Here is a 25,122-nt window from a genome sequence, read left to right on the forward strand (position 1 = left end):
TCTCTTGGTGGTCGCCGCTTATTGGCTGGCCGTGATCACGGGGCTGTTCGAGCTGGAGGACGACGCCGCCTGGCTGGGACTCGGGGGAGTCCCCGCGGGGGTCGCGCTCTCGTTGCTGATCGCGCTGGCCTGGCTGCTCTGCCTGATCGGCAGCGTGGTGACGAGCGGCGCGCTGCTGTTCGCCGTTCCCTTCGCCGCCGCGGGCGCGGCCTGGTTCGTGGCCCGTGGCCTGCGGGCTCCGCTGCGCAAGCTGTTTCCCGAAGGAGACAGCCACTCGCGCGGAGACTTCGTCGGCCAGATGTGCGTGATCCGCACCGGCACGGCCACCCCCGAGTTCGGTCAGGCCGAGGTCACCGCCGCCGACGGGTCGTCCGCGGTCGTGCAGGTGCGGACAACCGGCCGGGACCGGCTCGCGCGCGGCGACCACGCACTCATCTTCGAGTACGACAAAGACGGCGAATTCTTCTGGGTCATGCCCTACGAAAGTGAGCACTGATGGATGTCATCTCCACCGGTTTCGGCGTTTTTCTAGCCGTCATCCTGGTCATCGTGATTGGTCTGCTCGTCGTCATCGGCCGCCTTTTCCGCAAGGTCGAACAGGGCAAGGCGCTGATCGTGTCGAAGGTCAACAAGGTCGACGTGACGTTCACGGGCGCCGTCGTGCTGCCCGTCGTCCACAAGGCCGAGATCATGGACATCTCGGTGAAGACCATCGAGATCGAACGCGCCGGCCGTGACGGCCTGATCTGCCGGGACAACATCAGGGCCGACATCAAGATCACGTTCTTCGTCCGCGTGAACAAGACCGCCGAGGACGTCATCAAGGTCGCCCAGGCCATCGGCACCGCCAGGGCCAGCGACGTGGTGACGCTGCAGGAGTTGTTCAGCGCGAAGTTCTCCGAGGCGCTCAAGACGGCCGGCAAGCACCTCGACTTCGTCGACCTCTACACCAAGCGCGACGAGTTCAGGGACGAGATCGTCCGGCTCATCGGCACCGACCTCAACGGCTACAGCCTTGAGGACGCCGCCATCGACTACCTGGAGCAGACCGCGCTCGGCCAGCTCGACAAGAGCAACATCCTCGACGCTCAGGGCATCCGCAAGATCACCGAGCTGACGGCTCTGGAGCACGTGCGCACGAACGAGTACCAGCGCAACGAGGAGAAGGAGATCACCCGCCAGAACGTCGACGCCCGCGAGGCCATCCTCGAACTCCAGCGCCGCCAGGCCGACGCCGAACTGAAGCAGCGCCGCGAGATCGAGACCGTCAAGGCCCGCGAGGAGGCGGAGATCGCCCGCGTCCAGGCCGAGGAGCGGCTGCGCGCGCAGGCTGCCAACATCAAGACCGACGAGCAGCTCGGCGTCCAGAACGAGAACCGCGCCCGCGAGGTCGCGGTCGCCGAGAAGAACCGCGAGCGGGTCATCGCGATCGAGAGCGAGCGCATCGAGAAGGACCGCGTCCTGGAGGTCATCGCCCGCGAACGGGAGACCGAGCTGTCGCGCATCGCCAAGGACAAGGAGGTCGAGACCGAGAAGCGGGTGATCGCCGAGGTCATCCGCGAGCGCATCGCGGTCGACAAGACCGTGGCCGAGCAGGAGGAGTCCATCAAGCGGCTGCGCGTGGTCGAGGAGGCCGAGCGCACCCGCCAGCAGGTGATCATCGCCGCCGAGGCCGAGGCCCAGGAGAACCTGGTCAAGGACATCAAGGCGGCCGAGGCCGCGGAGGCCGCCTCCAAGTTCAGGGCCCGCGAGGAGCTCGTGCTCGCCGAGGCCAGGCAGCAGGCCGCCGAGCTGGAGAGCCGAGCCAAGATTCGGCTGGCCGAGGGCGTCCAGGCCGAGTCGGCCGCCGACGGGCTGGCGCAGGTGCAGGTCAAGGAGCGCGACGCCGAGGCCATCGAGAAGGTCGGCCGCGCCGAGGCGCTGGCGCTGCGCGAGCGGCTCGCCGCCGAGGCCGAGGGCGCCAAGGCCATGGCGCTGGTCGACGGCGAAAGGCTCAAGGCGCAGGCCGAGGGCGAGCAGGCGATGGCCATGGCCGGGGCCGCCGCCGTGGGCGAGAAGCTGAAGGCCGAGGCCGAGGGCCTCACCGAGAAGGCCGCGGCGATGGCGGCGCTGGACGAGGCCAGCAGGGCGCACGAGGAGTACCGCCTGCGTCTGGAGGCCGACAAGGAGATCCGCCTCAAGCACATCGACGTGTCACGGCAGATCGCCGAGTCGCAGGCGAGCGTCCTGGCCGCAGGACTGGCCAAGGCCAACATCGACATCGTCGGCGGCGAGACGATGTTCTTCGACAAGGTGGTCGGCTCGATCACCGCGGGCAAGGTGGTGGACGGCTTCGTCGACCACTCCCAGGTCGCGGGGGCCATGGTGGCGCCGTACGTCAACGGGACGGCGAGCCTGGCGGCCGACCTCGCGAACGTGGTCGGTGGCGTGCGCACCGAGGATCTCAAGAACGTGACCGTCTCCGCCCTGCTCATGCGGCTCATGCAGGACGGCGGCCCGCAGTCGGGCGCGCTCGGCGAGCTGCTGGAGACGGCCCGGCGGCTGGGCGTGGCCGAGTCCTCGGTGGCGGCGCTGACCGGAGCGCGGAATTGAGCGATCTGGAGGCGGGGACGTACGAGGTCCTCAGGAACCGGCTCCAGGCGCAGGCCAAGGCCCTGACGGCGGCGGCCGAGGCGGTCAACCAGGAGCGGCTGCGCGTCTTCGGCGGCGCGGAGCTGCGCCTGCTGGGCACCGAGCGGATCCGCACCGAGAACAACTGCGTCCCCAGGGACATCGTCTCGCTGGGCGGGGTGATGCTGTTCGGCTACAACGTCTTCATCGGGCTCAAGCCGGAGACGACCGTGGCGGACGTCTTCGCGGTGCACCGTTTCTCCCGGGACGGCGACGCCTTCAGGTTCGACGCCGACCGGCTGGAGACGCTCGACGATCCGGCGTTCAGGAAGGACTTCGCCGAGCTGTACCGCTACTACAAGGAGACGCGGCTCCAGCAGCTCAGGCGCGTGGACGGCAAGCTGCTGGCGGTCTTCCAGACGGGTCCGGCGGATCTGCGGGTGCTCCGCTGGACGGTCAACAACGTCGGTGTCGCGAAATATCAGGACAACAGGGGGGAGCGTGACCACGTCTTCCCCCCGTCCCACGACTTCGAGTGGACGCCGACCACCCGCGACGACCACGTCCTCGGCCGCCACCCGCACATCTCCATCGGCGGCGAGGTGTTCGTCGAGACGGTCGGCGGCGACCTGACCATCAAGATCGAGGACAACACGGAGACCGGCGCGGGCATCTACTCCGAGCCGGTCGCAGAACCCCTCCAGAGCCTGGCGGACGCCGACGTCGAACACGCCAGGGTGGGCCCGCTCATCCTCATGCGGATCAGGCCGTACAAGGAGACCGACTGGCGTCACCTGGTCTTCAACACCCGCACCAAGGCGGTCGACCGGCTCGACGGCATCGGCCAGGCGTGCCGGCGCCTGCCCGAGGACCAGGGGCTGATCTTCCCCGGCGGCTACTACCTGACGACCGGGATCAGCAAGACGTTCGACACGGACGTGACGGACCTGGAGTTCGAGCGGGTGGTCCGCTCCCCCAACGGCGAGGACGTCCTGTACGTCTTCCACGCCAGGGGCGACGGGCGCTCGCTGCTGCTGCCGTACAACGTGATCAGGAAGGAGGTGGCCAACCCCATCGTCTGCCACGGGTACTCGCTGTTCGACGACGGCACCATGGTGGTCTTCCGCGCCACCTCCGACGAGCCGACCCGGGTCCACCCCATGCAGGTCTGGCAGACCCCGTACGTCTCCGACACCTACGCCGCCGCCCAGCCCGCCGGGACGGGGCCGCTGGAGCGCATCGGCAACGCCGAACTCGTCCGTGGCATCTCCGACTGCCTGTCGGTGTCGCGCATGATCGAGGAGATGGCGCCCTCGACGGGCACGTTCGAGGCGCTGATCGCCGCCTGCACGAGCGCCTTCGACTCCTACCACTGGCTCGGGGAGCACGACCTGCGCGGGCCGCTCGCCGACGTCCGCGCCACCGCCGAGCAGGTCCTCGACGAGTACGAGAACGTCGAGCAGCTCACCGCCCAGGCGGCCCAGAGCCTGCGTGAGGCGCAGGAGCAGACCACCGCCCTGGTACGCGCGGCGCGCGCCGACGATCCCGCCACCGCCGACGCCTGGGTGAGCACGCTGGCCGCGCTGCGCAGGAACCAGGGACACCTGGTGACGCTGCGCGAGATCCGCCACATCGACCTGGACGCCCTGGACACGATGGCCGCCTCGGTCACACAAGAGCTGGACTCGGCAGGCCGGCGGGCCGTGGCCTTCATGGAGGGCGCGGACGCCTTCACCGCCTATCACGCCACCGTCGACGCGCTGGCCGCCGACGCCGCCGCCATCGCCACGGTCGCCGAAGCCGCCCCGGTCGCCGACCGGCTGGCAGAACAGGCGGAAGGGCTGGAGGTGGTGACGGAGGTCGTCGGCTCGCTGGACATCGCCGACGCCACCGTCAGAACCTCCATCCTGGGCCGGATCGCCGAGGTTCTCGGCGGCGTGAACCGGGCCCGCGCCGTCCTCGACGGCCGCCGCCGCGAGCTGCTCGGCACGGAGGGGCGGGCCGCGTTCGCCGCCGAGTTCTCGCTGCTCGGACAGGCCATCACCGGCGCGCTGGCCATCGCCGACACCCCCGGCAAGTGCGACGAGCAGCTCGGCCGGCTGATGCTCCAGCTGGAGAGCCTCGAATCCCGTTTCGGCGAGTTCGACGACTTCGCCACGCAGCTCTCCGCCAAACGCGACGACGTGTACGAGGCGTTCTCCGCCCGCAAGCAGACCCAGCTCGACACCCTGGCCCGCCGCGCCGACCGCCTGTTCGCCTCCGCGGAACGCATCCTGGGCAGCGTCACGCGACGGCTGGCGTCGTTGTCGTCCATGGACGAGGTCAACACCTACTTCGCCACCGACCCGATGGTGGCCAAGGTCCGCTCGACCGCCGACGAGCTGCGGACACTCGGGGACGCCGTACGGGCCGAGGAGCTGGAAGGACGCGTCAAGTCGGCCCAGCAGGAGGCGGGGCGGGCGCTGCGGGACCGGCTCGACCTGTTCTCCGACGGGGGCGAAACCCTTCGCCTGGGCCACCACCGCTTCGCCGTCAACACCCAGCCCATCGACCTGACGCTGGTGCCCCATGACGGCGCCATGCACTTCGCGATCACCGGCACCGACTACCGCGCGCCCGTCCCCGCCTCCTTCGCCGACACCCGGCCCTTCTGGGACCAGCTCCTGGTGTCGGAGACGCCCGAGGTGTATCGGGCCGAATACCTGGCCGCCTCCCTGCTGCCCGCCGCCGTCCCCGGGGTTGCCGTGGCCGACCTTGTACGCCAGGCCGCCTCCTCCCGTTACGACGAGGGCTACGAGCGCGGCGTCCACGACCATGACGCCGCCCGCATCCTGGACGCCCTGGTCCGGCTCCGCGAAGGCGCCGGCCTCCTGCGCTACCCCGCCGCCGCCCGAGCCGCCGCCCAGCTCTTCTGGGCCTTCGGAAGCGAAGAGGTTTCACGTAAAACATTCACCACCCGGGCCGTGTCGCTGCTGCGCGCCCGGACCGTCTTCGGGGTGACGCCCGCGCTGCAGGCGCTCTCCGCGGAACTGGGCGCCTCGATCGCCTCCTTTGGGGCCGTGGTCGGCGACCTCGGTTCGGTAGCCGATCTGGCCGGTGAGTACCTGGTCGAGGAGTTGGGCGGGGAGGCGGCCGGTTTCGTGACCAGTAAGACGGCCCGCGACCTCCTCGACCGCTTCCACCAAGCCCTGGGCCCCGCGAAGGTGCGCGAGTTCGAGGAGGACCTGCGGAGCGTCCCCCTCCCCGACCGCGTGCAACTGGCCCACGCCTGGCTGGGCGCCTTCCACCAGGGCCCCGAGGTGGCCGAGGCGATCGCCGTCCAGCTCTGCGACCTGCCCCGCCACGACTCCAGCGCCGCCACCACCGAGACGGTGGACGGCCTTCTGGGCACCCACCCGCGGATCAACGACCGCGAACTGGAGATCAGCCTGGACGAGCTGCTCACCAGAACCCGCCACTTCCACCACGACCGGGTCCCCGCCTACCGCGCCTACCAGCGCCGAAGAAGCGAACTGGTCGAGGCCGAGCGCGCCCGCCTGCGCCTGGAGGAGTACCGGCCCAAGGTCATGAGCGCCTTCGTCCGCAACCGCCTGCTCGACGAGGTCTACCTGCCGCTGATCGGCGACAACCTGGCCAAGCAGCTCGGCGCGACGGGCGCGGGCAAGCGCACCGACCAGATGGGTCTCCTGCTGCTGATCTCGCCGCCGGGCTACGGCAAGACGACCCTCATGGAGTACGTGGCCAGCCGCCTCGGCCTGGTGTTCGTCAAGGTGAACGGCCCTGCCCTGGGCCACGAGGTGACCTCGCTCGACCCGGCGCAGGCGCCGAACGCGACGGCCAGGCAGGAGGTGGAGAAGATCTCGTTCGCCCTGGAGACGGGCAACAACACACTGCTCTACCTGGACGACATCCAGCACACCTCACCGGAGCTGCTGCAGAAGTTCATCTCGCTCTGTGACGCCCAGCGCCGCATCGAGGGCGTGTGGAACGGCCGGACCCGCACCTACGACCTGCGCGGCAAGCGGTTCGCGGTGTGCATGGCGGGCAACCCGTACACCGAGTCGGGACGGCGCTTCCGCATCCCCGACATGCTCGCCAACCGGGCCGACGTGTGGAACCTGGGCGACGTCCTGTCCGGCAAGGAGGACCTGTTCGCCCTCAGCTACATCGACAACGCCCTGACCTCGAACCCGGTGCTCGCGCCCCTGTCCGGCCGCGACCGTTCTGACGTCGAGCTGCTGGTACGCCTGGCGAAGGGCGACTCGACCGTCCGCCCCGACCAGCTCGGGCACCCCTACACCAAGCCGGAACTCGACCAGATCCTCAGCGTCCTGGCCAAGCTGGTACGCGTCCAGGAAGTCGTCCTGGCCAACAACCGGGCCTACATCGCCTCGGCCGCCCAGTCGGACGCCGCCCGCACCGAGCCCCCGTACCGGCTGCAGGGCTCCTACCGGAACATGAACAAGCTGGCCGAACGCATCGTCCCCGCCATGAACGACGCCGAGCTGGAAGCGGTGATCGACGACCACTACCTGGGCGAGGCCCAGACCCTCACCTCGGACGCCGAGGCGAACCTGCTCAAGCTGGCCGAACTGCGCGGCCGCCTCACCCCCGCCCAGGCAGAGCGGTGGGCGGAGATCAAGACGGCCTACCTCAGAACGAAGGCGCTCGGCGGCACGGACGACGACCCGATGACGCGCGCGGTGGGCGCGCTCGGCCTGCTCGCCGACCGGGTGAGCGACGTCGGCACGGCCATCAGACACGCCAAATAGAGGCGGGGTCACTCGCCTGGACGCACCGCGACCAGGCGAGCCTTCGACACCGCCCGCTCCCCCGCGGGCACCAGCGGCAGGCGCACGTCCGGGGTCGGGATCAGGCCGAGGGCGTGCAGCACGCCCTTGATGACGGTGGGGTTCGGCTCGGCGAACAGCGCCGCCGAGAGCCTGGCCAGCCGGTGCCCGAGCGCCCTGGCCCTGGGTGCGTCGCCCGCGTGCCAGGCGTCCACCAGTTCGGTGAAGGCCCGCGTCTCCAGGTGCGCGGAGGCGAGGATCCCGCCCGCCGCTCCCAGCGCGAGCAGCGGCGAGATGAACGCGTCGTCGCCGCCCACCACCTCGAACCCCTCGGGCAGGTCCCCCAGCAGGTCGATCGTGTCCTGGTCGATCCCGCCCACCGCGTACTTCACCCCCGCGATCATCGGGTGCGCGCCCAGGTGCCGCAGTGTCGCGGCGCCGACCGCCTGCCCCGTCCTGTAGGGGATGTGGTAGATCACCAGCGGCACCGGCGTCTCCTCCGCCAGCGCCTCGAAGTGCGCGATGACCCCCTGCTCGCCGGGCCGCAGGAAGGAGGGGACGGTCACCAGCGCGGCCCCTGCCCCCTCCGGCAGGCTCCGCAGCGCCCTGATCGTGGAACGGGTGTCGTTCCCCGTCACCCCCACGGTCAGCAGCGCCTGCCGCCGCGCGCACACGCCCGCGCAGACCTCGATGACCCGCGCCCGCTCCTCGGGGTCGAGCGCGGCCACCTCACCGGTGGTGCCCAGCGCGACCAGCCCGGCCGCGCCGTGGTCGAGGACGTGGTGGGCGAGCTTCTCGATCGCGTCCACGGCCACCTCCCCGGACTCGGCGAACGGGGTGACCAGCGGTACGTGGATTCCTCTCAACATGCTTAGAGCGTCGCCTGTCCGAACCCGTTAGGTCCAGCGATGATTACTTCGCTTCAGGTTAAGCTGAACTTATGCTCGACCCGCGCAAGCTCCACCTGCTCCGCGAACTCGCCAGACGCGGCACGATCGCCGCCGTCGCCGAGGCGGTCGCGTTCACGCCTTCCGCGGTCTCCCAGCAGCTCAGCACCCTCGAAAGGGACGCGGGCGTGCCGCTGCTCGAACGCACGGGCCGCACCGTGGCCCTGACCCCGGCGGGGCACCTGCTGGTGGAGCACGCGCAGGCCGTACTCGAACAGCTCGAACGCGCGTCGGCGGCGCTGGCCGCAGCCCGTGGCGGGCCGTCGGGGCCGCTGCGGATCGGCGCCTTCCCGACGGCCGCCCGGGTGCTCCTGCCGCCCGCGCTGGCGGACCTGACCGGCGCCCACCCCGGCCTGGAGCCGATGATCGCCGAGATCGACCCGGCCGACGTCTCCGCCGCGCTGCGGGCGGGTGAGCTGGACGTGGCGCTGGTGCACGAGTACGACTTCGTCCCCCCGGTCACCGACGCGTCCATCGAGACGGAGCCGCTGTTCAGCGAGCCGATGTACCTGACGAACCGGGCCTCGATCGCCGCCGCCCGCGCCGACGCGTGGATCGCCGCCAAGCCCGGCACGCTCTGCCACACCATGGCGATCAGGGCGTGTCAGGCGGCCGGATTCGAGCCGCGGGTACGGCACCACATCGACGACTTCGACACCGTGCTGGCCTTGGCCGCCGCCGGTCAGGGCGTCGCGCTCGTGCCGCACCTGGCCGCGGTCGATCCGCCGCCCGGGGTGCGGCTGACGCATCTGCCGCTGAGCCGACGCACGCTGGCGGCGTTCAGGAGGGGGAACGGCGCGCACCCGGCGATCAGAGCAGCCGTCGCCGCCTTCCGGACGGCGATCGCCCACCTGCCCCTCTGAGCCGCGGGTGCGTCACCCCTTGAGCAGCCCTCTGATCATGTCGGCGTAGCTCGCGGCCAGCCTCTTGTGCTCGCCCGCCCGCAACTCGCTGGCGATCGGCTCCATGTGCAGCACGCCGAGCAGCATGTGGGCGATCTGCTCGGCGTCCACGTCGGGCCGCACCTGCGCGATCAGCCCGGACACGTGCCGATGCCAGAACAGGTAGGTCGGATTGGCCTCCCTGGGCTGCTCGGCGGCGGAGCGGCGGGTGAGCATGGCGTGCTCGTGGGCGGCCAGCAGGTTGCCGTTGCGCGCCGCCAGCTCCGCCACCGCCGCGAAGAACGCGACCAGCCGCTCGGCAGGGTCCGCGCCGGGCCCGAGCGGTGGCGGCCCGGCGGTGACGGCCAGCTCCATCTCGTGGGCGCGCTCCTGCATGAGCTCCCGCATGAGACTCGTACGGCTGCCGAACCGGTGGAAGACCGTGGTCTTGCCCACACCGGCGGCGACGGCCACGCGTTCGACGGAGACCTGCTCAGGCGGGTGCAGCCGCAGCAGCTCCTCTGCCGCCCGCAGGATCGCCTGCCTGTTGCGGACGGCGTCGGCCCGCTCTCGACGTTCCATCGGCCCATTCTTGCCCATCGACTCCACCCTATGGACAAACTCGACCGATGATCCATATATTAACTGGACCGTTGGTTCACTTCGCTGAGGAGAACGTATGCGCGCGATCGTCCTGTCGGAAACGGGCGGCCCCGAACGGCTGGAAGCAGCCGACCTGCCCCGCCCACGGCCCGCCGAGGGCCAGGTGCTCATCCGCGCCCAGGCCGTCGGCGTCAGCTACGCCGAGACCCAGATCCGGTCGGGCGTGATGCCGTTCCCGCTGCCCCTGCCCGCCGTGATCGGCGCCGAGGCGGCGGGCGAGGTCGTCGAGGTGGGCGAAGGGGTCTCCGAGAAGCTGATCGGGACCGTGCTGCTGGGAGTGACCGGCGGGCTGGGCGCCTACGCCGAGTACGTGGCGCTGCCCGCCGCCATGACCTGCCCCGTGCCGGACGGGGTGACCCCGGTGGAGGCGCTGGCCGTGGCGGCGCCCGGCGCGATAGCCCTGGCCCTGCTGCACAAGGCCCGGCTCCAGGGGAAGGAGACCGTGCTGGTGGAGGCCGGGACCAGCTCGGTCGGGACGTACCTGGTGGAGCACGCCAAGGAGTTCGGGGCGGCGCGGGTGATCGCCACCGCGGGCTCGGCCGCCAAACGCGAGCGCGCCGCCGAACTCGGCGCCGACACCGTGCTCGACCACGGGCGGCCCGGCTGGCCCGAGGAGCTGCCGGACGTGGACGTCGCCTTCGAGTCCATCGGCGGCGCGTCGGCCAAGCAGGTGCTCGACCACCTCACGCCCGGCTCCGGGCTCATGCTCTATTACGGGCTGCTCAGCGGAGAGCCCCCCGCCGTCACCGCGGCCGACCTCATGGCGCGCGGCGTGACGATCACCGGCTGCAGCGGCCCCGGCTGGGCCGGGGAGGTGTTCGGGACGCACTATCCGGAGATGCTGGCCAGGCTCGCCTCAGGACGCAGCCGCGCCTTCGTGGACCGTACGCTGCCGCTGGAGGAGGCCGCGCAGGCCCACCGCATCCTGGAGAGCCGCACGACCACGGGCCGCATCCTGCTCATCCCATGACCCAAAACCCGAAATTCCCGAAAAGCCTAAAGCCCCCCGATCCCGGAGCCGCCCTAATGCTTCTTGAATATGGCGTCGAACACGGCTGCGGTGCTGGTCGCCGGGCGGTCGTACTCGCCGGCGGTCACCGCCACGACCAGTTGCTCGCCGGGCACCACGACCAGTTGTTGCCCGCCGTTCCCCATGGCCTGCAGCATGCCGCCGCCCACGTACCAGTGGTAGCCGTAGTCGAGCCCGTCCCCGACCGCCACCCTGGGCCGCGTCATCTCGTCGAGCCAGGAGGCGGGCACGATGTCCCGTCCGCCGTCGAGCACGAGCCGGCCGATGGCGGCCAGGTCGAGGGGCCGCAACCGCACCCCCGCCGCCGCCATCGCCAGCCCGTCGTCGCCCTTGCTCCACTCGAACGTGCCGATCCCGAGGGGGCGGAAGAGCGCGTCCGCCGCGTACTCCTCCAGCGGGCGTCCCGTCCCGCGCGCGATGATCCCGCCGAGCAGGGCGGTCGCGCCGCCGCAGTACACCCGCCGCCGCCCCGGTTCCTCGACGACGGGGCGTTCCAGCACGAACCGGTGGCGGTCGGGGGCCAGCTCCATGGCGATCTCGCTGTTGGCCGCGCTCGTGTAGGGCGCGTCCTCGTTCCAGTCGAGCCCGAGCGTCATGGTGAGCGCGTGCTCGATGGTGATGCCGGCCCGCGCTGAATCACCCGCTAAATCGGGATATTCCGGGAATTGGGCCATCAATCCCGCCCCCACCTCCGGCACCAGCCCGTCCCCGAGCGCGATCCCGTACAACAACCCCACGACGCTCTTGGACACCGACCGCAGATCGTGCAGCGTGTCCCGATCGAACGTCACGTGCCCGAGCGACTGCCCGACCCGGGAATCCACCCCGGCCCCATACCGTTCGAGCTCCACCTCCCCACCCCGCATCACCACAAGCCCATGGAAACCGGGCGCGGCTCCCGCCCGCAGCACCTCGTCGACCCGCTCGGCCATCGTCATCAGCGTCCTCCTCCAACATCCAGGCATACCACCTCACACCATGTCAGGATCAACGCCCGAGCTCCACCAACGCACTCTCCCAGGGAAACGGCTCGTCCTCCCCCGGACTGGCCAGGACGCGGACGCCGTCGGCGCGCAACTCCGCCACGCTGCGCAGGTAAGGGGCGCGCACGGCCAGAGCCGGGTTGACGAAGGGCAGCACGACCACGGGGATGCCGAGCCCCGGCGCCTCGGCCAGCAGGCCCAGGGCGTAGGTGTCGGCGATGCCCAGGGCGAACTTGTTGACCGTGTTGTAGGTGGCCGGCGCCACGATGATCGCGTCCGCCCTGGGCGGCTTCGGCTCGTACGGCTTGCGGTAGGAGCTGCGCACCGGCCGCCCGGTCCGCCGTTCCAGCTCCGCCACGTCGATGAAGTCGAGCGCCGACGGCGTGGCGACGATCTGCACGATCCACCCCTCGTCCTGCGCCGACGCGACGAGGTGGCCGACCTCCGCGGCGGGCCCCGCAGCGCAGACGATGACGTAGAGAATCTTCCCCGGCGATTCGGTCACGCCTTCCAGGGTGTCATGACTACGCGGAGGGCTTCCTTGCCTCGATGATTCCCGTCCTGAACCAGGGGCCGCCGTACCAGAAGCGCCAGCCGGCGTCGCGGAGCCGGACGTCCACGACGCCGAGTTCGCGCAGCGTCGTCTCATAGGCGGACGTGTGCTGGAAGTCGGCGATCAGCATGAGCCCGCCGGGCCGCAGCACCCGGTGCGCCTCGCGCACGGCCTGCGTACGCCCCTTCTCGTCGGGGATGTTGTGGATGGCCTGGCTCGACACGACGACGTCGTACGCGCCGTCGTCGAACGGCAGCTCGCGAAGGTCGCCCGTGACCAGCTCGACCCGGTCGGAGACGCCTTCGGCCTCGGCGTTGGCCCTGGCGGCCGGCTCCGCGTTGCCCGACTGGTCCTTGGAGCGCCACAGGTCGATGCCGGTCGCCCGGCCGTTCTCCAGCCGCCTGGCGGCCAGCATGAGCACCGCCCCGCGCCCGCAGCCGAGGTCGAGCAGCCGCTCGTCGCCCTCAAGCCGCTGGAACTCCTCGGTCCAGACGGCGAACTTGCCGCGTCGCGTCGTGTAGAGGTAACTGGCCGCGCTGGTCAGCGTGTAGAGCCCGCCGAACAGGAACGCGATCCCCGCCGCCAGGATGTCGGAGGCGAAGGACGCCGCCGCCAGCGCCAGCAACGGGATCGCCCCTAACACCAATCCGGTGAGCGCCCAAGGGGCATCAAATCCGTATCTACCGTGTCGCTTGCTCACACTCACGTTATATCTCAAGATGGTCTTGACCGGGAATTGAGTGACCCCTTCCCTTTGCACCGTCAATCACGCACAAGGCATTACTAAGGTGGCTGAGATGGGCACGCAATGGGGGTTTGACCAGGCATGATAGGCAAAGAGCGGCGATTTCGCCTGGGCACGAGCATCGCGCTTACGCTCGGCTCGGCCTTGTTGTGGGGGATCGCGCACCTGGCCGCCGGCCGTCAGAAGACTGGCCTGGCGCTCATGTCCGCCTATGTCTTGATGCTCGTGGGTGTGCTCACTGTGCTCACCGCGTTCACCACCAAACTGCTCTCGCTCGCGGTCCAGCCCCGCTGGCTGACCGGGCTCACCGTCGGCCTGGCGGTGATCGCGATCGCCTGGACCGCCGTGATCGTCTGGTCCTTCGTCCTGGTACGCCCGCCGCGCTCCGACGTGGTCGGCCGCGTCCTGACCACGTCGCTGACGATCTCCCTCTGCGCCCTCGTCCTGGCGCCCACCGCCTACGCCGCCAGGCTCGCCTACCTCTCGCGCGACGTCGTCAACACCCTGTTCTCCTCGGCCGGCAACGCGCCCATCATGGCCCAGGACCCCTGGAACGGCGCCACGCGCGTCAGCTTCCTGCTGATCGGCGGCGACTCGGCGCCCAGCAGGCCCGGCGTCCGCACCGACAGCATGACTGTGGCCAGCGTGGACACCGACACCGGCGCGACCACCCTGTTCGGCCTGCCGCGCAACCTCGAGCAGGTCCAGTTCCCCGCGGGCCCCGCCAGGGACCACTTCCCCTGGGGCTTCACCGGGGAGGGCCCCGACACCCCCGGCCTGCTCAACGAGGTCTTCCAGTACGCCGAGGACCACCCCGAGGTGGTCCCGGGCGTCGAGACCGGCAAGCGCGGCCCGGCCCTGATCAAGCAGACGATCGGCGACATCCTCGGCATCCCCGTCAACTACTACGCCATGGTGGACATGAAGGGCTTCGCGGAGATCATCGACGCCATGGGCGGCGTGCGGGTCACCGTCAAGGAGCCCATCGTGTACGGCCGCTCCCGCGAGGGCCTGCTCCCCGCCGGCACCCGCAAGCTGTCCGGCGAGGAGGCCCTGTGGTACGGCCGCTCCCGTACCGACAGCGACGACTACGTCCGCATGGGCCGTCAGAAGTGCCTGTTGAACGCCGTCGCCAAGCAGGCCGACCCGATGACCGTACTCAACAGCTTCGAGAGCCTGGCCGCGGCCACGAAGCGGGCCATCTCCACCGACATCCCGCAGGACCTGCTGCCGGCCGTCGTGGACCTGTCGCAGAAGGTCAAGGACGCCAGGATCCGCAGCCTCAGCTTCGTGCCGCCGCTGATCAACACCGCCGCCCCCGACTGGTACCTGATCCGCCGCAAGGTCTCCGAGGCCCTTGAGGAGAACCGGACGGCCAGGCCGGCGGCACACTCGCCGTCACCCACGGCGAGCCAGGACGACCCCGTCGCCCTCGACGCGACCTGCCACTAGACCTTCTCGTCGAGGTGGTCGGCGTAGTACTCGATGGCCCGCCGGTAGCCCCCGGCCTTGTCGGACTCGGCGACCACCTTGAGCAGCGTCGACACCGCCTCCTGCGAGCGCCCGGCGTTGTACAGGGCCATCGCCGTGAACGTGCGCAGCCCCGCGTCCCCGGGGAACTCCGCCAGCCCCTTGGCGAGGGTCTCCAGCGCCTCGTCGTAACGCCCGAGCACCCGGAACGTGCTGCCCAGCTTGGTGTAGGCCCCTAACCGGTCGTCGGCGCCCAGCCCCCGACCGGCCAGCGCCCGTTCGTAGTGGGGCGCCGCCTCGGCCTCCAGCCCGAGCGCGTCGTGCACCCAGCCCGTCTGGTAGGCCACCTCGGCGTCGTCGGGATGCCGCCGCGCCAGGTCCACGAGCAGTTTCCTGGCCTCTTCCCGATCGCCCTCTTCACGCAGCCGCACGGCGTGCGCCAATTCGTCATTACGCATGCGCCGAGTGTGGCATGATGGTGGCCGTCCCAGATGGAAACGATTTTCATACTCACCGGGGGGTCCGCAGTGAGAGTGGCGTTCGTCGGAAAGGGCGGAAGCGGCAAGACGACGGTCTCGGCGCTGTTCGCCAGGCACGTGGCGAACCAGGGCGGCCAGGTGGTCGCCATGGACGCCGACATCAACCAGCACCTGGCTCTCGTGCTCGGCCTCGACCGCCAGCCCGAGCCGCTCGGCGCCCACCTCACCAAGATCAAAGACCGGCTGCGCGGCACCAACCCGCGCATCCCCTCCGCCGACGTCATGGTCAAGACGACCCCGCCGGGCCGCGGCTCCAGGCTGCTGAGCGTCGACGACCTGGCCGCCGACCCGTGGAGCCTGACCACGCCCGACGGCGTACACCTGCTGGCGACCGGCCCGTTCAGCGAGGACGACCTGGGCGTGGCCTGCTACCACTCCAAGGTCGGCGCGGTGGAACTGCTGCTCAACCACCTGATCGACGGCCACGGCGAGTACGTCGTGGTCGACATGACGGCCGGGGCCGACTCCTTCGCCTCCGGCCTGTTCACCCGCTTCGACCTGACCTTCCTCGTCGCCGAGCCGACCAGGCAGGGCGTGAGCGTCTACCGGCAGTACCGCGAGTATGCGGCCAAGTACGACGTCGCGCTCGCCGTGGTCGGCAACAAGGTCCACGGCCCGTCCGACGTCGACTTCCTGCGCGAGCACGTGGGTGACGACCTGCTCACCTGGATGGAGCACTCCGCGGCCGTCCGCGCCATGGAGCAGGGCCTCCACTTCACGCTCGACGCCCTGGAGCCGGCCAACGCCGACGCCCTGACCGTGCTCCGCAAGACCGTCGACGAGCAGGAGAAGGACTGGGAGCGTTTTGGCCGCCAGACCGCCGAGTTCCACCTGCGCAACGCCCGCGCGTGGGGCGACAAGCGCACCGGCGTCGACCTGTCCGCCCAGATCGACCCCGAGTTCGTCTATGGCCCTTGACCGAGCTTGTCGAGGTCATCAGTAAGCAAGGAATCATGAGGCCGACGAAGGAGGCCGCATGACCAAGGAAGTGTCGCCGCCCGGTATCTGGAGCGTCACCGCATTTCCCACCTAGCGTCAGGTTCGACCCCCCATTCGAAAGGAGACAGCATGTCGCTGACCGTTCCGAACGATCTGCTCGACCAGGCCAGGGCGGGTGAGGTGGACGACGCCGCCTTCATCGCGTGCGTGCGCGACTCACTCCCCTACGCGTGGTCACTGATCAGCGAGCTGGTCAAGGAGCGTGAGCACACCGGGGCCGAGTTCGCCGACAACCAGGTGCCGCCGCCGTCGGAAGAGGCCCGCGGTCAGCTCCTGCGCTGCCTGGCGAGCGACTCCATGCGCGGCGCGCTTGAGCGTCACTTCGGTGTGCGGCTGGCCTTCCAGAACTGCCACCGGGTCGCCGTCTTCGACCCGACGGCCTCGAAGGCGCTGGCTGACTTCGTCACCCCGCGCGCCCAGATCCTCAACCAGAAACCGGAGCTGGTGGACTGCTGAACCCCGCGCCAGGCGGGCCGGCCCCGGCCCGCCTGGTCATCCGCGCAGCAGCGGCAGCACTTCGGCCCCGAACCGCCGGATGTTCTCCAGGGTCCGCCGGTGCTCGCCCAGCCCTTCGACCATCAGGATGAAGTGCCCGATCCCGGTGCGTTCCGCGGTGCGTGAGAGCGTCCGCGCGCAGTGCTCGGGCGACCCCACCGGATGGATCCGCGTCAGCAGGTCCACGTACGAAGGGATGCTGCGCGACGGCCGCGCCCGGTCGTCCACCGGCACGTAGCCCGCCAGCCCCGGCCCCAGCCACGCGGGCAACGACTCCTTGAGCTCCCGCGCCGCCTCGGCCGTCGAGTCGGCCACGTACCCGATCCCCGCCGCCACGTGCCCGGCGTCCCCCGGCCCGCCGCGCGCCGCGTAGTCGGCGACGAGGGCGGCCTTGTCGGCGTCGCCGATGTGCATGCCGAGCAGCATCGGCAGCCCGCGCTCCGCCGCCAGCCCCACGCTCGACTCCGAGGTGCAGGCGATCACGGGCCGCATCCGGGCGGCCGGCACCATCCGTACCTCCCTGAAACGGAAGAACTCGCCGTCGGCGGCCACCCGGTCGGCCGACAGGGCGGTCAGCAGCAGGTCGAGCGACTCCCCGAAGCCGCGTTCGAACCGGTCGGCCCCGGTCCCGAACACCTCCAGGTCCACCCACGGCCCGCCTCTGCCGACCCCCAGCGTGAACCGCCCGCCCGACAGGTGGTGGAGCATGGCGGCCTGCTCGGCCAGCGCGACGGGATGGTGGGTGGACAGCACGCTCACGGCCGTGCCGAGCCCGATCCGCGTGGTCCTGCCCGCGGCGACGGCCGCCAGGGTGATGGCGGACGGGCAGACGCCGTAGGACATGAAGTGGTGCTCGGCGATCCACGCGTCGTCGAAGCCCGCCCGCTCGGCCGCCACGATCAGTTCGACGGCCTCGGCCAGCAGCCGCCCGGGGTCCTGGCCGGGGAACTGCGCCACGATCAGGAAGATTCCGATGCGCATGACGTCCCTAGCCGAACAGGGCGGCCTGCCCCTCGCCCACCAGCGGATCGCGGTGCTGCTTGAGGTGGCGCCACCGCGGCAGGTCATCGAGGTAGGACCACGAGAGCCGGTGGTGGGGCGTGGGCCCCAGCCGGGCCAGGGCCTCCTGGTGGACGGGCGAGGGGTAGCCGGCGTTCTCGGCGAAGGCGTACTCCGCGCAGCCGATCGTCCCCATGTAGGCATCGCGCCTGACCTTGGCCAGGACGGACGCGGCAGCGACCGAGATGCTCGCGCCGTCGCCCTTGACCTCCAGGCGCACCGGCCACGGCGGGCCGATGTAGTCGTGCTTGCCGTCGAGGATCACCGCGTCGGGGCGCACGGGAAGCGCTTCGAGCGCGCGGCGGGCGGCCCTGCGCAGCGCCTCGGTCATGCCCAGCGCGTCGATCTCGGTGTGGGTGGCCTCGCCGTAGCCGACGCCGGCCGCCCAACCGGCCAGTTCGTCCGCCACCGACTCGCGTTTGGCGGCGGAGAGCTGCTTGGAGTCGGTCAGCCCTGATGGCGGCTCCGACAGGTCGGTGACGACGGCGCAGACCGTCACGGGCCCCGCCCAGGCGCCTCGGCCCACCTCGTCGACGCCCGCGACCGTGCGGATGCTGGGCTGGGAGAGCAGGAGCTGCTCGATCTCGTACGTCGGCGCCATGGACGCAGACGCTATCGCCATTCGCCCCAGACCCGGCGCTCATTCGCCGAACGCCTCGGCGTATCACGCCGCGCGCTGACCGGCGGCCCACCACGCCGCAGACCAGCGCGCGGTCATTCGCCGAACGCGCGGCCCATCGCGCCGCGGGCCGACCTGTCGCGCCGGTCGCCGGTCTGATCGTCGGCGTCGCCCTCGTCGTCGCTGGGCCGCTCGGCCGGGCGTACCGGATCGAGGTCGGCGGCGATGTAGCGGGCGGCCACGTGGATGGCCCGCAGCGTCACCGAAACGGCCGGCCGGTTCACGCTGGAGCCTCGGGCGACGGCGTGCACGTCGCGCCCCACCGGGTTGCCGGGGAACTGGCGCACGGCCAGCCCGCGCACCCCGGCCGCCAGCGCCAGCGCCGGGACGGCCGCGATGCCGATGCCCTTGGCCACGAGCGACAGGATCGTCCCCAGCCCCTCGAACTCCCAGGGCGTCGGCTTGGTGCCGCCCACGTCCACCAGCAGCCGGTCCATCGCCAGCCGCGACGGCTCGCCGTCGGGCGTCGCCATCCACGGCTCGTCGCGCAGTTCGCGCAGGTCCACCGGCACGTCGGGGTCGGCGAGCCGGTGTTTGCGCGGCACGACCAGCACCAGGGGGTCGCGCAGCAGCGTGAAGACCCGCAGGTTCTCGCTGTCGCGCACCCGCCCGTACCAGTCGTCCACGAGCGCGATGTCCACCTCCCCCGACTGCACCTCGCGCATGCCCCGGCCCGACCTGCTCTGCCCGAGTCTGAGGGTCAGCTCGGTGTGACGGCGCAGCGAGCGCGCCAGTGCCGGCGCGAACGCCACCGCCGCCGTCGGGAACGCGGTGACCACGACCCGGCCCGACGGGGTGCCCGCCTGCGCGGACAGGTCGGACTCGGCCTCCTCGACCATCGACAGGATGCGTTCGGCGTGCGCGACCAGCCGGCGCCCCGCGTCGGTCAGCTCGGCGCTGCGCGCGGTCCTGTCGATGAGAGCCGTGCCGGTTTCGCGTTCGAGCGCGACCAGTTGTTGCGATACCGCCGACGGACTGTAACCGAGTGACTCTGCCGTCGCCACGATGCTGCCTCGACGAGCGAACTCGCAGATCACCACCAAACGCCGCAAATCAAGCATCAGTCTTCCTTATGCCTACCCACAAAAAGCCTCGCTTGTGCTGATGCCTTCATCCAACCACCCTGGGAACGTGACAAACATGACCATCACCCTGTCAGCCACCCTGGCGGCGAACGAGGACATCGAACGAAGACGGCTCGCCGGGGAACGCGTGCTGAATCTGGCCTTCGGCGAGGCAGGGTTGCCCGTCCACCCGGCACTGCGCGACAAGCTCGCGGCCGCGTCGGAACGCAACGGCTACGGACCGGTCGCGGGGACCTCCGCGTTGCGGAGCGCGGCCGCCGGCTACTGGACACGACGAGGACTCGCCACCGACCCCGAACTCGTCGTCTGCGGCCCCGGCAGCAAGTCCCTGCTGTACGGGCTGCTCCTGGCGATCGGCGGAGACGTCGTCCTGCCCATGCCGAGCTGGGTCAGCTACGCGGCCCAGGCCGACCTGGTCGGCTCCCGTCCCATCCTGGTGCCCGCACCGCCAGGAGAGGGCGGCGCGCCCGACCCCGACCTCGTGGCCGCGCAGGTGCGCATGGCCAGGGCCGCGGGCAGGACCGTGCGCTCGGTGCTCGTGACGCTGCCCGACAACCCCAGCGGCAGGCTCGCCACGCCGGCGACCATCAGCCGGCTGGTGCAGGTCGCCCGCGAACTCGACCTGATGATCATCTCGGACGAGATCTACCGCGACCTGATGCACGACCCTGCCCTGCCCTACACCTCGCCGGCCGACCTCGCGCCCGAGCGCACGATCGTCACGACCGGGCTGAGCAAGAACCTGGCACTCGGTGGCTGGCGGATCGGCGTGGCCAGGCTGCCCGAGGGCGGCCACACGCTGCTCAGGCGGCTGCTCGCGGTGGCCAGCGAGATCTGGTCGGCCCCCGCGGCGCCGGTGCAGGAGGCCGCGGCCTACGCCTTCGGAGAGCCGGGCGAACTGCTCGCACGCATCGTCAGCAGCCGCCGCCTGCACAGCTTGGTGGCGGGAGCGGTCTATGACCGGTTCGTGGAGGCCGGCGCCCAGGTGTCGCCTCCGCAGGGCGGCTTCTACCTCTACCCCGACCTGAGCCACCTGCGGCGCGGAGGCGCCGCCGAGATCACCAAACTCCTGCTGGAGGAGCACGGCATCGGCGTCCTGCCCGGGCACGCCTTCGGCGACGACCCGGCGGCGGCGCGCGTGCGCGTGGCGGTGAGCCTGCTCTACGGCGAGACCACCGAAGAGCGGCTGACCGCTCTGAGCAGCCCCGACCCCCTGCGGCTTCCTTGGATCGCGGCCAATCTGGACTACCTGTCGATGGGATTGAAGGGGCTGTCCTTGGTGCCCCACGACACGGCACGTGAACGCCGTCCCGCGCGCATCCCAGCACCATGTCACGGTTAGGCGAATCTTTTCCCAAGGGCCAGTGCAACGACCCCCAAAAGGGGCATCTGACCTGCGAAAACACCCTGTTCGCCGAAACCCATAAAAGATCTTCCTAACAGCATGGTTACGAGCGCGGTCCGTTCCCTCCATCATGTGCACATGCCCGCTCTTGTCACCCTGTCCGGGCGCTCCGTGCGCCTGGAACCTCTCAGCCTCGCGGCGGTCGATGACCTGACCGCCGCGGCGAGTGAAGACCGCTCCACCTATGGCTTCACTCGCGTCCCGAATGGCCGGGACGAGGTTGTCTCCTACGTGGAGGCCGCCATGGCTGAGCAGGCGGAGGGCCGCACTATGCCCTTCGCCATCCGGTGGCTGAACACCGACCGCGTGGTCGGTGCCACCCGTCTCATGCACCTGGAGTACTGGCAGGGCCCCATGCCCTGGCCTCCGGGTACACGTGGCGCGGTGGGCGAGACTCCGTCCGTGGCCGACATCGGTTACACCTGGCTGGGCGCAGGCGCCCAGGGCACGGGTGTCAACCGGGAGAGCAAGTTCCTGATGCTCTCGCACGCCTTCGAGACGTGGAACGTCCACCGCATCACCCTGAAGGCAGACGTACGCAACACCAGATCCCGGGCCGCCATCGAGGCCCTCGGCGCAACCTTCGACGGGGTGCGGCGAGCGGATAGCCGAGGCGCCGACAACACGGTCCGAGATACCGCGTTCTACTCGATCCTGAACTCCGAATGGCCGGCCGTGCGGGAACGCCTGGTCATGAGGCTCGGACTGGTCGAGGCAGCCTGAGAACCCGTCCACCCGAATGGCCCCGCCCAGAAAGTTGGGCGGGGCCTGTATTTTTTCCTGTCTACACGCGCTCTACATGACACGCCCCCGCGTGATGAGTCATGCCTAGCCGGACCTTCAGCATCCAGGGGCGCGCTCAACACTCGATTAAAGGCGGATCAACGAGTCAGTTAACGATCAGCCCGCATCTAGGTGATGAGCAACCGCAGATCTATTATTTGGTAACAAATCGTTCCATTGGCTTGGAGACAGACGGCATGGCTGGTCAGAGCGTCGAAGGCGGACTGCGGTTCGCCGTGCTCGGTCCTGTCCGCGCGTGGCGTGATGGCCAGGAGCTGGACCTGGGCACCCCTCTGCAGCGTTCCATTCTCGGCATGCTGCTCCTGCGTGAGGGCCACGCGGTCACCCCCAACGAGATGATCGACGCGGTCTGGGGCGAGGAAGCGCCGCCGCGTGCCCTGGGCGCGCTGCGCACCTACGTCTCCAGGCTCCGCACGGTGCTGGAGCCGGACCGGCCCGCGCGCTCCCGCCCGGAGCTGCTGACCTCCATCGGCCGGGGCTACGCCCTGCGCCTCCCGGAAGACTCCCTCGACCTGGGCCGCTTCGAGCGCGGCATCAACGGGGCCGAGTCCGCGCGCAAGGCGGGCCGGCTGGCCGAGTCCGCCAGGGCCCTGCGGGGCGCGCTGTCGCTGTTCGAGGGCGAGCCGCTGGCCGGCACCGTCGGGCCCTACGCCGAGCACCAGCGCGACCGCCTCATCGAGCGGCGCATCAGCGTCGTCGAGACCCTCATGGACGTGGACCTTGAGCTGGGCAACCACGCCAAGGTCGTCTCCGAGCTCGTCGCGCTGACCGCCGACCACCCCCTGCGCGAACGGCTGCGCGCCCAGCTCATGCTCGCCCTGTACAGGTGCGGCCGTCAGGGCGACGCGCTCAACGTCTTCACCGAGACCCGCGAGGCGCTCATCGACGAGCTCGGCATCGAGCCCGGCCCCGAGCTGACCGCGCTGCACCAGCGCATCCTGGCCGCCGACCCCACACTGGCCGCCGGCGAGGCGCCCGCCGACGAGCCCGACGAGGAGGAGCCCCCGCAGCAGCCCGCGCGGGAGCTGCCGCGCCCGGCGCAGCTCCCGGCCGCCGCCGGCGACTTCACCGGCCGCAAGGAGGTGTCCGGACGCCTGCGCACGCTGCTGTCGGCCCAGTCGTCATCCGAGGGTGTCCTGGTGGCCGCCATCTCCGGCATCGGCGGCGTCGGCAAGACCGCGCTGGCCGTGCACGTGGCCCACCTCGTCGACGAGGTCTTCCCCGACGGCCAGCTCTACGCCGACCTGCGCGGCTACAGCGACGAGGCGACCGCGCCCGAGTCGGCGCTCGGCGGGTTCCTGCGCGCGCTCGGCATCCCGCCTGACGTCATTCCCGAGGGGTTGGCGGAACGTTCCGCGCTCTACCGGTCCATCCTGGCCGAGCGCCGCATCCTCGTGCTTCTCGACAACGCCCGCGACGCCGAGCAGGTCAGCCCGCTGCTGCCGGGCTCGCCCGGCTGCGCGGCCATCGTGACCAGCCGGGTCAAGCTGGCCGACCTGCCCTCGGCCAAGCTGATCGACCTCGACGTCATGGAGCCCGACGAGGCCCTGTCGCTGTTCTCCACGGTGGCCGGGGCCGAGCGCGTCTCGGCCGAGCACGGCGCGGCCATGGACGTGGTGGCCGCGTGCGGGTTCCTGCCGCTGGCGGTCAGGATCGTGGCGGCCAGGCTCGCCGCGCGCCCCTCATGGACGGTCGCCTCGCTGGTGCCCAGGCTGGCCGACGAGCAACGCCGCCTCGACGAGCTGCGCGTGGGCAACCTGGCCGTCGAGGCCACGTTCGCGCTCGGGTACGGCCAGCTCGAAGCCGCCCAGGCCCGCGCGTTCCGGCTGCTTTCGCTGCCCAACGGCCCCGACATCTCCTCCGGCGCCGCGGCCGCGGTGTTGTCGATGAGCACGTTCGAGGCAGAGGAAGTGCTGGAGTCGCTGGTGGACGCCAGCCTGCTGGAGGCGCCCGCGCCCGGCCGCTACCGCTTCCACGACCTGCTCAGGCTGTTCGCCCGGCGCGAGCTCGACAAGACCGAGCGCCCCCAGGCCAGGACGCTGGCGCTGCGCCGGCTGCTCGGCTTCTACCTGGCCTCGGCCCAGTCCGCCCACATGCTGGCCTACGAGGGCAGCATGATCCCGGCCAACCTCGTGGTGGTCGGCAGCGGCCGGGCGTTCACCACCGTCGACGAGGCCGTGGCCTGGCTGATCGCCGAAGGCGACTCGCTGTTCGCCACCATCAACCAGGCCGCCGCGGCCGCCCGCGCCGGCGAGCAGCTCCTGCCCGCGGGCGACCTGCTGGTGGCGATGGAGCCGCTGCTGGAGTCCGGCACGCACACACGCGAGTTCGACCAGAGCACCCGCGCCGTGCTCGCCGCCGCGCAAACCCTCACCGACCAGGCCGGCGAGCTGCGGGCGCGTTACGTGCTCGGCCGGGTGCTGTTCGCCGGCAACCGGCTGAAGGAGGCCGAGGAGCAGTTCAGGATCGTGCACGAGCTGTCCACGGCCCGAGGCGAGAAGATCGTCACGGGCGAGGTGCTGAACGCCCTGGCCGTCGTCGTCGGCAGGCAGCGCCGCCACACCGAGGCCCTGTCCCTGTTCGAGGCGGCGATGCGCTTCTACCGCGAGAACGGCGTGCCGGCCGGCGAGGCCCTGGTCCTGAGCTACTCCGCCCGCGACCACCTGGGCCTGAACCGTCCCGAGGACGCGATCGCCGCCGCGGAGAAGGGCCTGGCCATCTTCACCGAGATCGGCAGCGGCGCCGGCACCGCCCGTGCCCGCTACCACCTCGGCATCGTCCTGTCGCGGGTCGGCCGGCTGACCGAGGCCGTCCACCACCACGCCGAGTGCCTGGCCTTCTTCCGCGCCAGCAAGCAGCGGGTCTGGGAGCAGCGGGTGTGCTCGCGGCTGGCCGAGACGTTCATCGCCGCCGAGCGGTATCCGGACGCCGTCCGCCACGCGGAGCAGGCCCTGGTGGTCTCGCGGGAGATCGGCCATCCCTACGGGGAGGCGCTCTCGCTCACCGTCCTCGGCAAGGCGCTGCGCGGTCTCGGCAGCACGACCGGGAGCCTCGACTGTCTACGGCAGGCCTTCGACATCTTCTCGCGGCTCGGCGCTCCGGAGGCGGGCGATCTCAAGGCTCTGCTCGACACCGTCGCCGTCACCGATTCCGTCGTCGAGTCCTGAGTACAGCTCGTCGTCCAGACGTGTCATCCACACATGGTTGATCAAGGCCTGTCCTAACGAACTTTTCGTTTCGGTGGTTGTTCAGCCCGGCCGGCCATCCTTCGCCGCCACGCGTCGCTAGGGGGCCCGGTCATCCGGATGCTCCGCGCGGCGGCTAGCCGCCTCACTAAGACGACCGGCCGGACCTGACACGGCCCTCGAACCCCCCAGGTCCGTGT

The 25,122-nt window shown here is 70.7% G+C and carries 20 protein-coding genes; 11 read left to right on the plus strand and 9 right to left on the minus strand.

All coding sequences use genetic code 11. The features are described from left to right. Window positions 1-7 precede the first annotated feature (7 nt). From ACFOY2_RS51915 to ACFOY2_RS51925, 3 genes are read left to right on the plus strand one after another with little or no spacing between them, the layout of a single operon-like run. Window positions 8-496, plus strand: coding sequence for a hypothetical protein (locus ACFOY2_RS51915; protein ID WP_379535598.1), 489 nt, complete (start codon window positions 8-10; stop codon window positions 494-496). Beyond that, entirely contained in the window at window positions 496-2,592 is a 2,097-nt protein-coding gene (locus tag ACFOY2_RS51920) for a flotillin family protein (RefSeq protein ID WP_379535599.1), read from the plus strand. Before ACFOY2_RS51915 ends, ACFOY2_RS51920 begins: the two co-directional genes overlap by 1 nt. Then, on the plus strand, window positions 2,589-7,382 hold the full coding sequence (locus tag ACFOY2_RS51925; protein WP_379535600.1) for a DNA repair ATPase: 4,794 nt from the start codon (window positions 2,589-2,591) through the stop codon (window positions 7,380-7,382). Before ACFOY2_RS51920 ends, ACFOY2_RS51925 begins: the two co-directional genes overlap by 4 nt. A gap of 8 nt (window positions 7,383-7,390) precedes the next feature. On the opposite strand, the gene ACFOY2_RS51930 is transcribed toward ACFOY2_RS51925, so the two are convergent. Then, window positions 7,391-8,269, minus strand: a complete 879-nt coding sequence (locus tag ACFOY2_RS51930; protein WP_379535601.1) for a 4-hydroxy-tetrahydrodipicolinate synthase family protein — start codon at window positions 8,267-8,269, stop codon at window positions 7,391-7,393. Window positions 8,270-8,340: 71 nt separating this feature from the next. Between ACFOY2_RS51930 and ACFOY2_RS51935 the strand changes: the two genes are divergently transcribed. Next, window positions 8,341-9,210 carry a LysR family transcriptional regulator gene (locus ACFOY2_RS51935; RefSeq protein WP_379535602.1) on the plus strand — a complete coding sequence of 290 codons (870 nt, stop codon included), beginning with the start codon at window positions 8,341-8,343 and terminating at the stop codon, window positions 9,208-9,210. A 12-nt stretch (window positions 9,211-9,222) separates the two neighbouring features. Here the strand turns inward: ACFOY2_RS51935 and ACFOY2_RS51940 are convergent, their stop codons facing one another. Then, the gene (locus ACFOY2_RS51940) at window positions 9,223-9,810 is read right to left on the minus strand and encodes a TetR/AcrR family transcriptional regulator (RefSeq protein WP_379535603.1); all 588 of its coding nucleotides are present in this window, start codon (window positions 9,808-9,810) and stop codon (window positions 9,223-9,225) included. A 97-nt stretch (window positions 9,811-9,907) separates the two neighbouring features. On the opposite strand from ACFOY2_RS51940, the gene ACFOY2_RS51945 reads away from it, so the two are divergent. After that, a complete protein-coding gene (locus ACFOY2_RS51945; protein ID WP_379535604.1) occupies window positions 9,908-10,861 on the plus strand; it encodes a quinone oxidoreductase family protein in 954 nt (317 codons plus the stop codon). A gap of 53 nt (window positions 10,862-10,914) precedes the next feature. Here ACFOY2_RS51945 and ACFOY2_RS51950 read toward each other — a convergent pair whose 3' ends face one another. From ACFOY2_RS51950 to ACFOY2_RS51960, 3 genes are read right to left on the minus strand one after another with little or no spacing between them, the layout of a single operon-like run. Continuing rightward, a complete protein-coding gene (locus tag ACFOY2_RS51950; RefSeq protein WP_379535605.1) occupies window positions 10,915-11,859 on the minus strand; it encodes a serine hydrolase domain-containing protein in 945 nt (314 codons plus the stop codon). Between the two features lie 49 nt (window positions 11,860-11,908). After that, entirely contained in the window at window positions 11,909-12,409 is a 501-nt protein-coding gene (locus ACFOY2_RS51955; protein ID WP_379535606.1) for a flavoprotein, read from the minus strand. 19 nt (window positions 12,410-12,428) lie between these two features. Next, on the minus strand, window positions 12,429-13,157 hold the full coding sequence (locus ACFOY2_RS51960; RefSeq protein WP_379535607.1) for a class I SAM-dependent methyltransferase: 729 nt from the start codon (window positions 13,155-13,157) through the stop codon (window positions 12,429-12,431). Between the two features lie 246 nt (window positions 13,158-13,403). Between ACFOY2_RS51960 and ACFOY2_RS51965 the strand changes: the two genes are divergently transcribed. Next, window positions 13,404-14,654 carry an LCP family protein gene (locus ACFOY2_RS51965; RefSeq protein ID WP_379535608.1) on the plus strand — a complete coding sequence of 417 codons (1,251 nt, stop codon included), beginning with the start codon at window positions 13,404-13,406 and terminating at the stop codon, window positions 14,652-14,654. On the opposite strand, the gene ACFOY2_RS51970 is transcribed toward ACFOY2_RS51965, so the two are convergent. Beyond that, window positions 14,651-15,130 carry a tetratricopeptide repeat protein gene (locus tag ACFOY2_RS51970; RefSeq protein ID WP_379535609.1) on the minus strand — a complete coding sequence of 160 codons (480 nt, stop codon included), beginning with the start codon at window positions 15,128-15,130 and terminating at the stop codon, window positions 14,651-14,653. The two genes, ACFOY2_RS51965 and ACFOY2_RS51970, sit on opposite strands and share 4 nt — an antisense overlap. A 69-nt stretch (window positions 15,131-15,199) precedes the next feature. Between ACFOY2_RS51970 and ACFOY2_RS51975 the strand changes: the two genes are divergently transcribed. Then, window positions 15,200-16,129, plus strand: a complete 930-nt coding sequence (locus ACFOY2_RS51975; protein WP_379535610.1) for an ATP-binding protein — start codon at window positions 15,200-15,202, stop codon at window positions 16,127-16,129. Between the two features lie 150 nt (window positions 16,130-16,279). Beyond that, complete coding sequence (locus ACFOY2_RS51980) at window positions 16,280-16,666, plus strand: SCO5389 family protein (RefSeq protein WP_379535611.1); 387 nt, start codon at window positions 16,280-16,282, stop codon at window positions 16,664-16,666. Between the two features lie 36 nt (window positions 16,667-16,702). Here ACFOY2_RS51980 and ACFOY2_RS51985 read toward each other — a convergent pair whose 3' ends face one another. The 3 genes from ACFOY2_RS51985 to ACFOY2_RS51995 form a co-directional block, all read right to left on the minus strand. Beyond that, entirely contained in the window at window positions 16,703-17,686 is a 984-nt protein-coding gene (locus tag ACFOY2_RS51985) for an LLM class flavin-dependent oxidoreductase (RefSeq protein WP_379535612.1), read from the minus strand. 7 nt (window positions 17,687-17,693) lie between these two features. Further along, window positions 17,694-18,386, minus strand: coding sequence for a ribonuclease HII (locus ACFOY2_RS51990; RefSeq protein ID WP_379535613.1), 693 nt, complete (start codon window positions 18,384-18,386; stop codon window positions 17,694-17,696). 92 nt (window positions 18,387-18,478) lie between these two features. After that, a complete protein-coding gene (locus ACFOY2_RS51995; protein ID WP_379535614.1) occupies window positions 18,479-19,504 on the minus strand; it encodes a LysR family transcriptional regulator in 1,026 nt (341 codons plus the stop codon). A 79-nt stretch (window positions 19,505-19,583) separates the two neighbouring features. Between ACFOY2_RS51995 and ACFOY2_RS52000 the strand changes: the two genes are divergently transcribed. The 3 genes from ACFOY2_RS52000 to ACFOY2_RS52010 all read left to right on the plus strand — a co-directional run bounded on the left by ACFOY2_RS52000 (window position 19,584) and on the right by ACFOY2_RS52010 (window position 24,904). Next, a complete protein-coding gene (locus tag ACFOY2_RS52000) occupies window positions 19,584-20,870 on the plus strand; it encodes a pyridoxal phosphate-dependent aminotransferase (protein ID WP_379535634.1) in 1,287 nt (428 codons plus the stop codon). Window positions 20,871-21,011: 141 nt separating this feature from the next. After that, on the plus strand, window positions 21,012-21,656 hold the full coding sequence (locus ACFOY2_RS52005; protein WP_379535615.1) for a GNAT family N-acetyltransferase: 645 nt from the start codon (window positions 21,012-21,014) through the stop codon (window positions 21,654-21,656). A 257-nt stretch (window positions 21,657-21,913) separates the two neighbouring features. Next, the gene (locus ACFOY2_RS52010; protein ID WP_379535616.1) at window positions 21,914-24,904 is read left to right on the plus strand and encodes an AfsR/SARP family transcriptional regulator; all 2,991 of its coding nucleotides are present in this window, start codon (window positions 21,914-21,916) and stop codon (window positions 24,902-24,904) included. Window positions 24,905-25,122: the final 218 nt, after the last annotated feature.

Origin of the sequence: Nonomuraea purpurea, from assembly GCF_042650645.1 — a bacterium.
Classification (GTDB): domain Bacteria; phylum Actinomycetota; class Actinomycetes; order Streptosporangiales; family Streptosporangiaceae; genus Nonomuraea; species Nonomuraea purpurea.

Coding starts and splice junctions, on each gene's coding strand:
- ACFOY2_RS51920 (WP_379535599.1), top strand. CDS start 496: ATGGATGTCATCTCCACCGGTTTCGGCGTTTTTCTAGCCGTCATCCTG.
- ACFOY2_RS51930 (WP_379535601.1), bottom strand. CDS start 8,269: ATGTTGAGAGGAATCCACGTACCGCTGGTCACCCCGTTCGCCGAGTCC.
- ACFOY2_RS51935 (WP_379535602.1), top strand. CDS start 8,341: ATGCTCGACCCGCGCAAGCTCCACCTGCTCCGCGAACTCGCCAGACGC.
- ACFOY2_RS51940 (WP_379535603.1), bottom strand. CDS start 9,810: ATGGAACGTCGAGAGCGGGCCGACGCCGTCCGCAACAGGCAGGCGATC.
- ACFOY2_RS51945 (WP_379535604.1), top strand. CDS start 9,908: ATGCGCGCGATCGTCCTGTCGGAAACGGGCGGCCCCGAACGGCTGGAA.
- ACFOY2_RS51950 (WP_379535605.1), bottom strand. CDS start 11,859: ATGACGATGGCCGAGCGGGTCGACGAGGTGCTGCGGGCGGGAGCCGCG.
- ACFOY2_RS51965 (WP_379535608.1), top strand. CDS start 13,404: ATGTCCGCCTATGTCTTGATGCTCGTGGGTGTGCTCACTGTGCTCACC.
- ACFOY2_RS51970 (WP_379535609.1), bottom strand. CDS start 15,130: ATGCGTAATGACGAATTGGCGCACGCCGTGCGGCTGCGTGAAGAGGGC.
- ACFOY2_RS51980 (WP_379535611.1), top strand. CDS start 16,280: ATGTCGCTGACCGTTCCGAACGATCTGCTCGACCAGGCCAGGGCGGGT.
- ACFOY2_RS51985 (WP_379535612.1), bottom strand. CDS start 17,686: ATGCGCATCGGAATCTTCCTGATCGTGGCGCAGTTCCCCGGCCAGGAC.
- ACFOY2_RS51990 (WP_379535613.1), bottom strand. CDS start 18,386: ATGGCGATAGCGTCTGCGTCCATGGCGCCGACGTACGAGATCGAGCAG.
- ACFOY2_RS51995 (WP_379535614.1), bottom strand. CDS start 19,504: ATGCTTGATTTGCGGCGTTTGGTGGTGATCTGCGAGTTCGCTCGTCGA.
- ACFOY2_RS52000 (WP_379535634.1), top strand. CDS start 19,584: ATGACCATCACCCTGTCAGCCACCCTGGCGGCGAACGAGGACATCGAA.
- ACFOY2_RS52005 (WP_379535615.1), top strand. CDS start 21,012: ATGCCCGCTCTTGTCACCCTGTCCGGGCGCTCCGTGCGCCTGGAACCT.
- ACFOY2_RS52010 (WP_379535616.1), top strand. CDS start 21,914: ATGGCTGGTCAGAGCGTCGAAGGCGGACTGCGGTTCGCCGTGCTCGGT.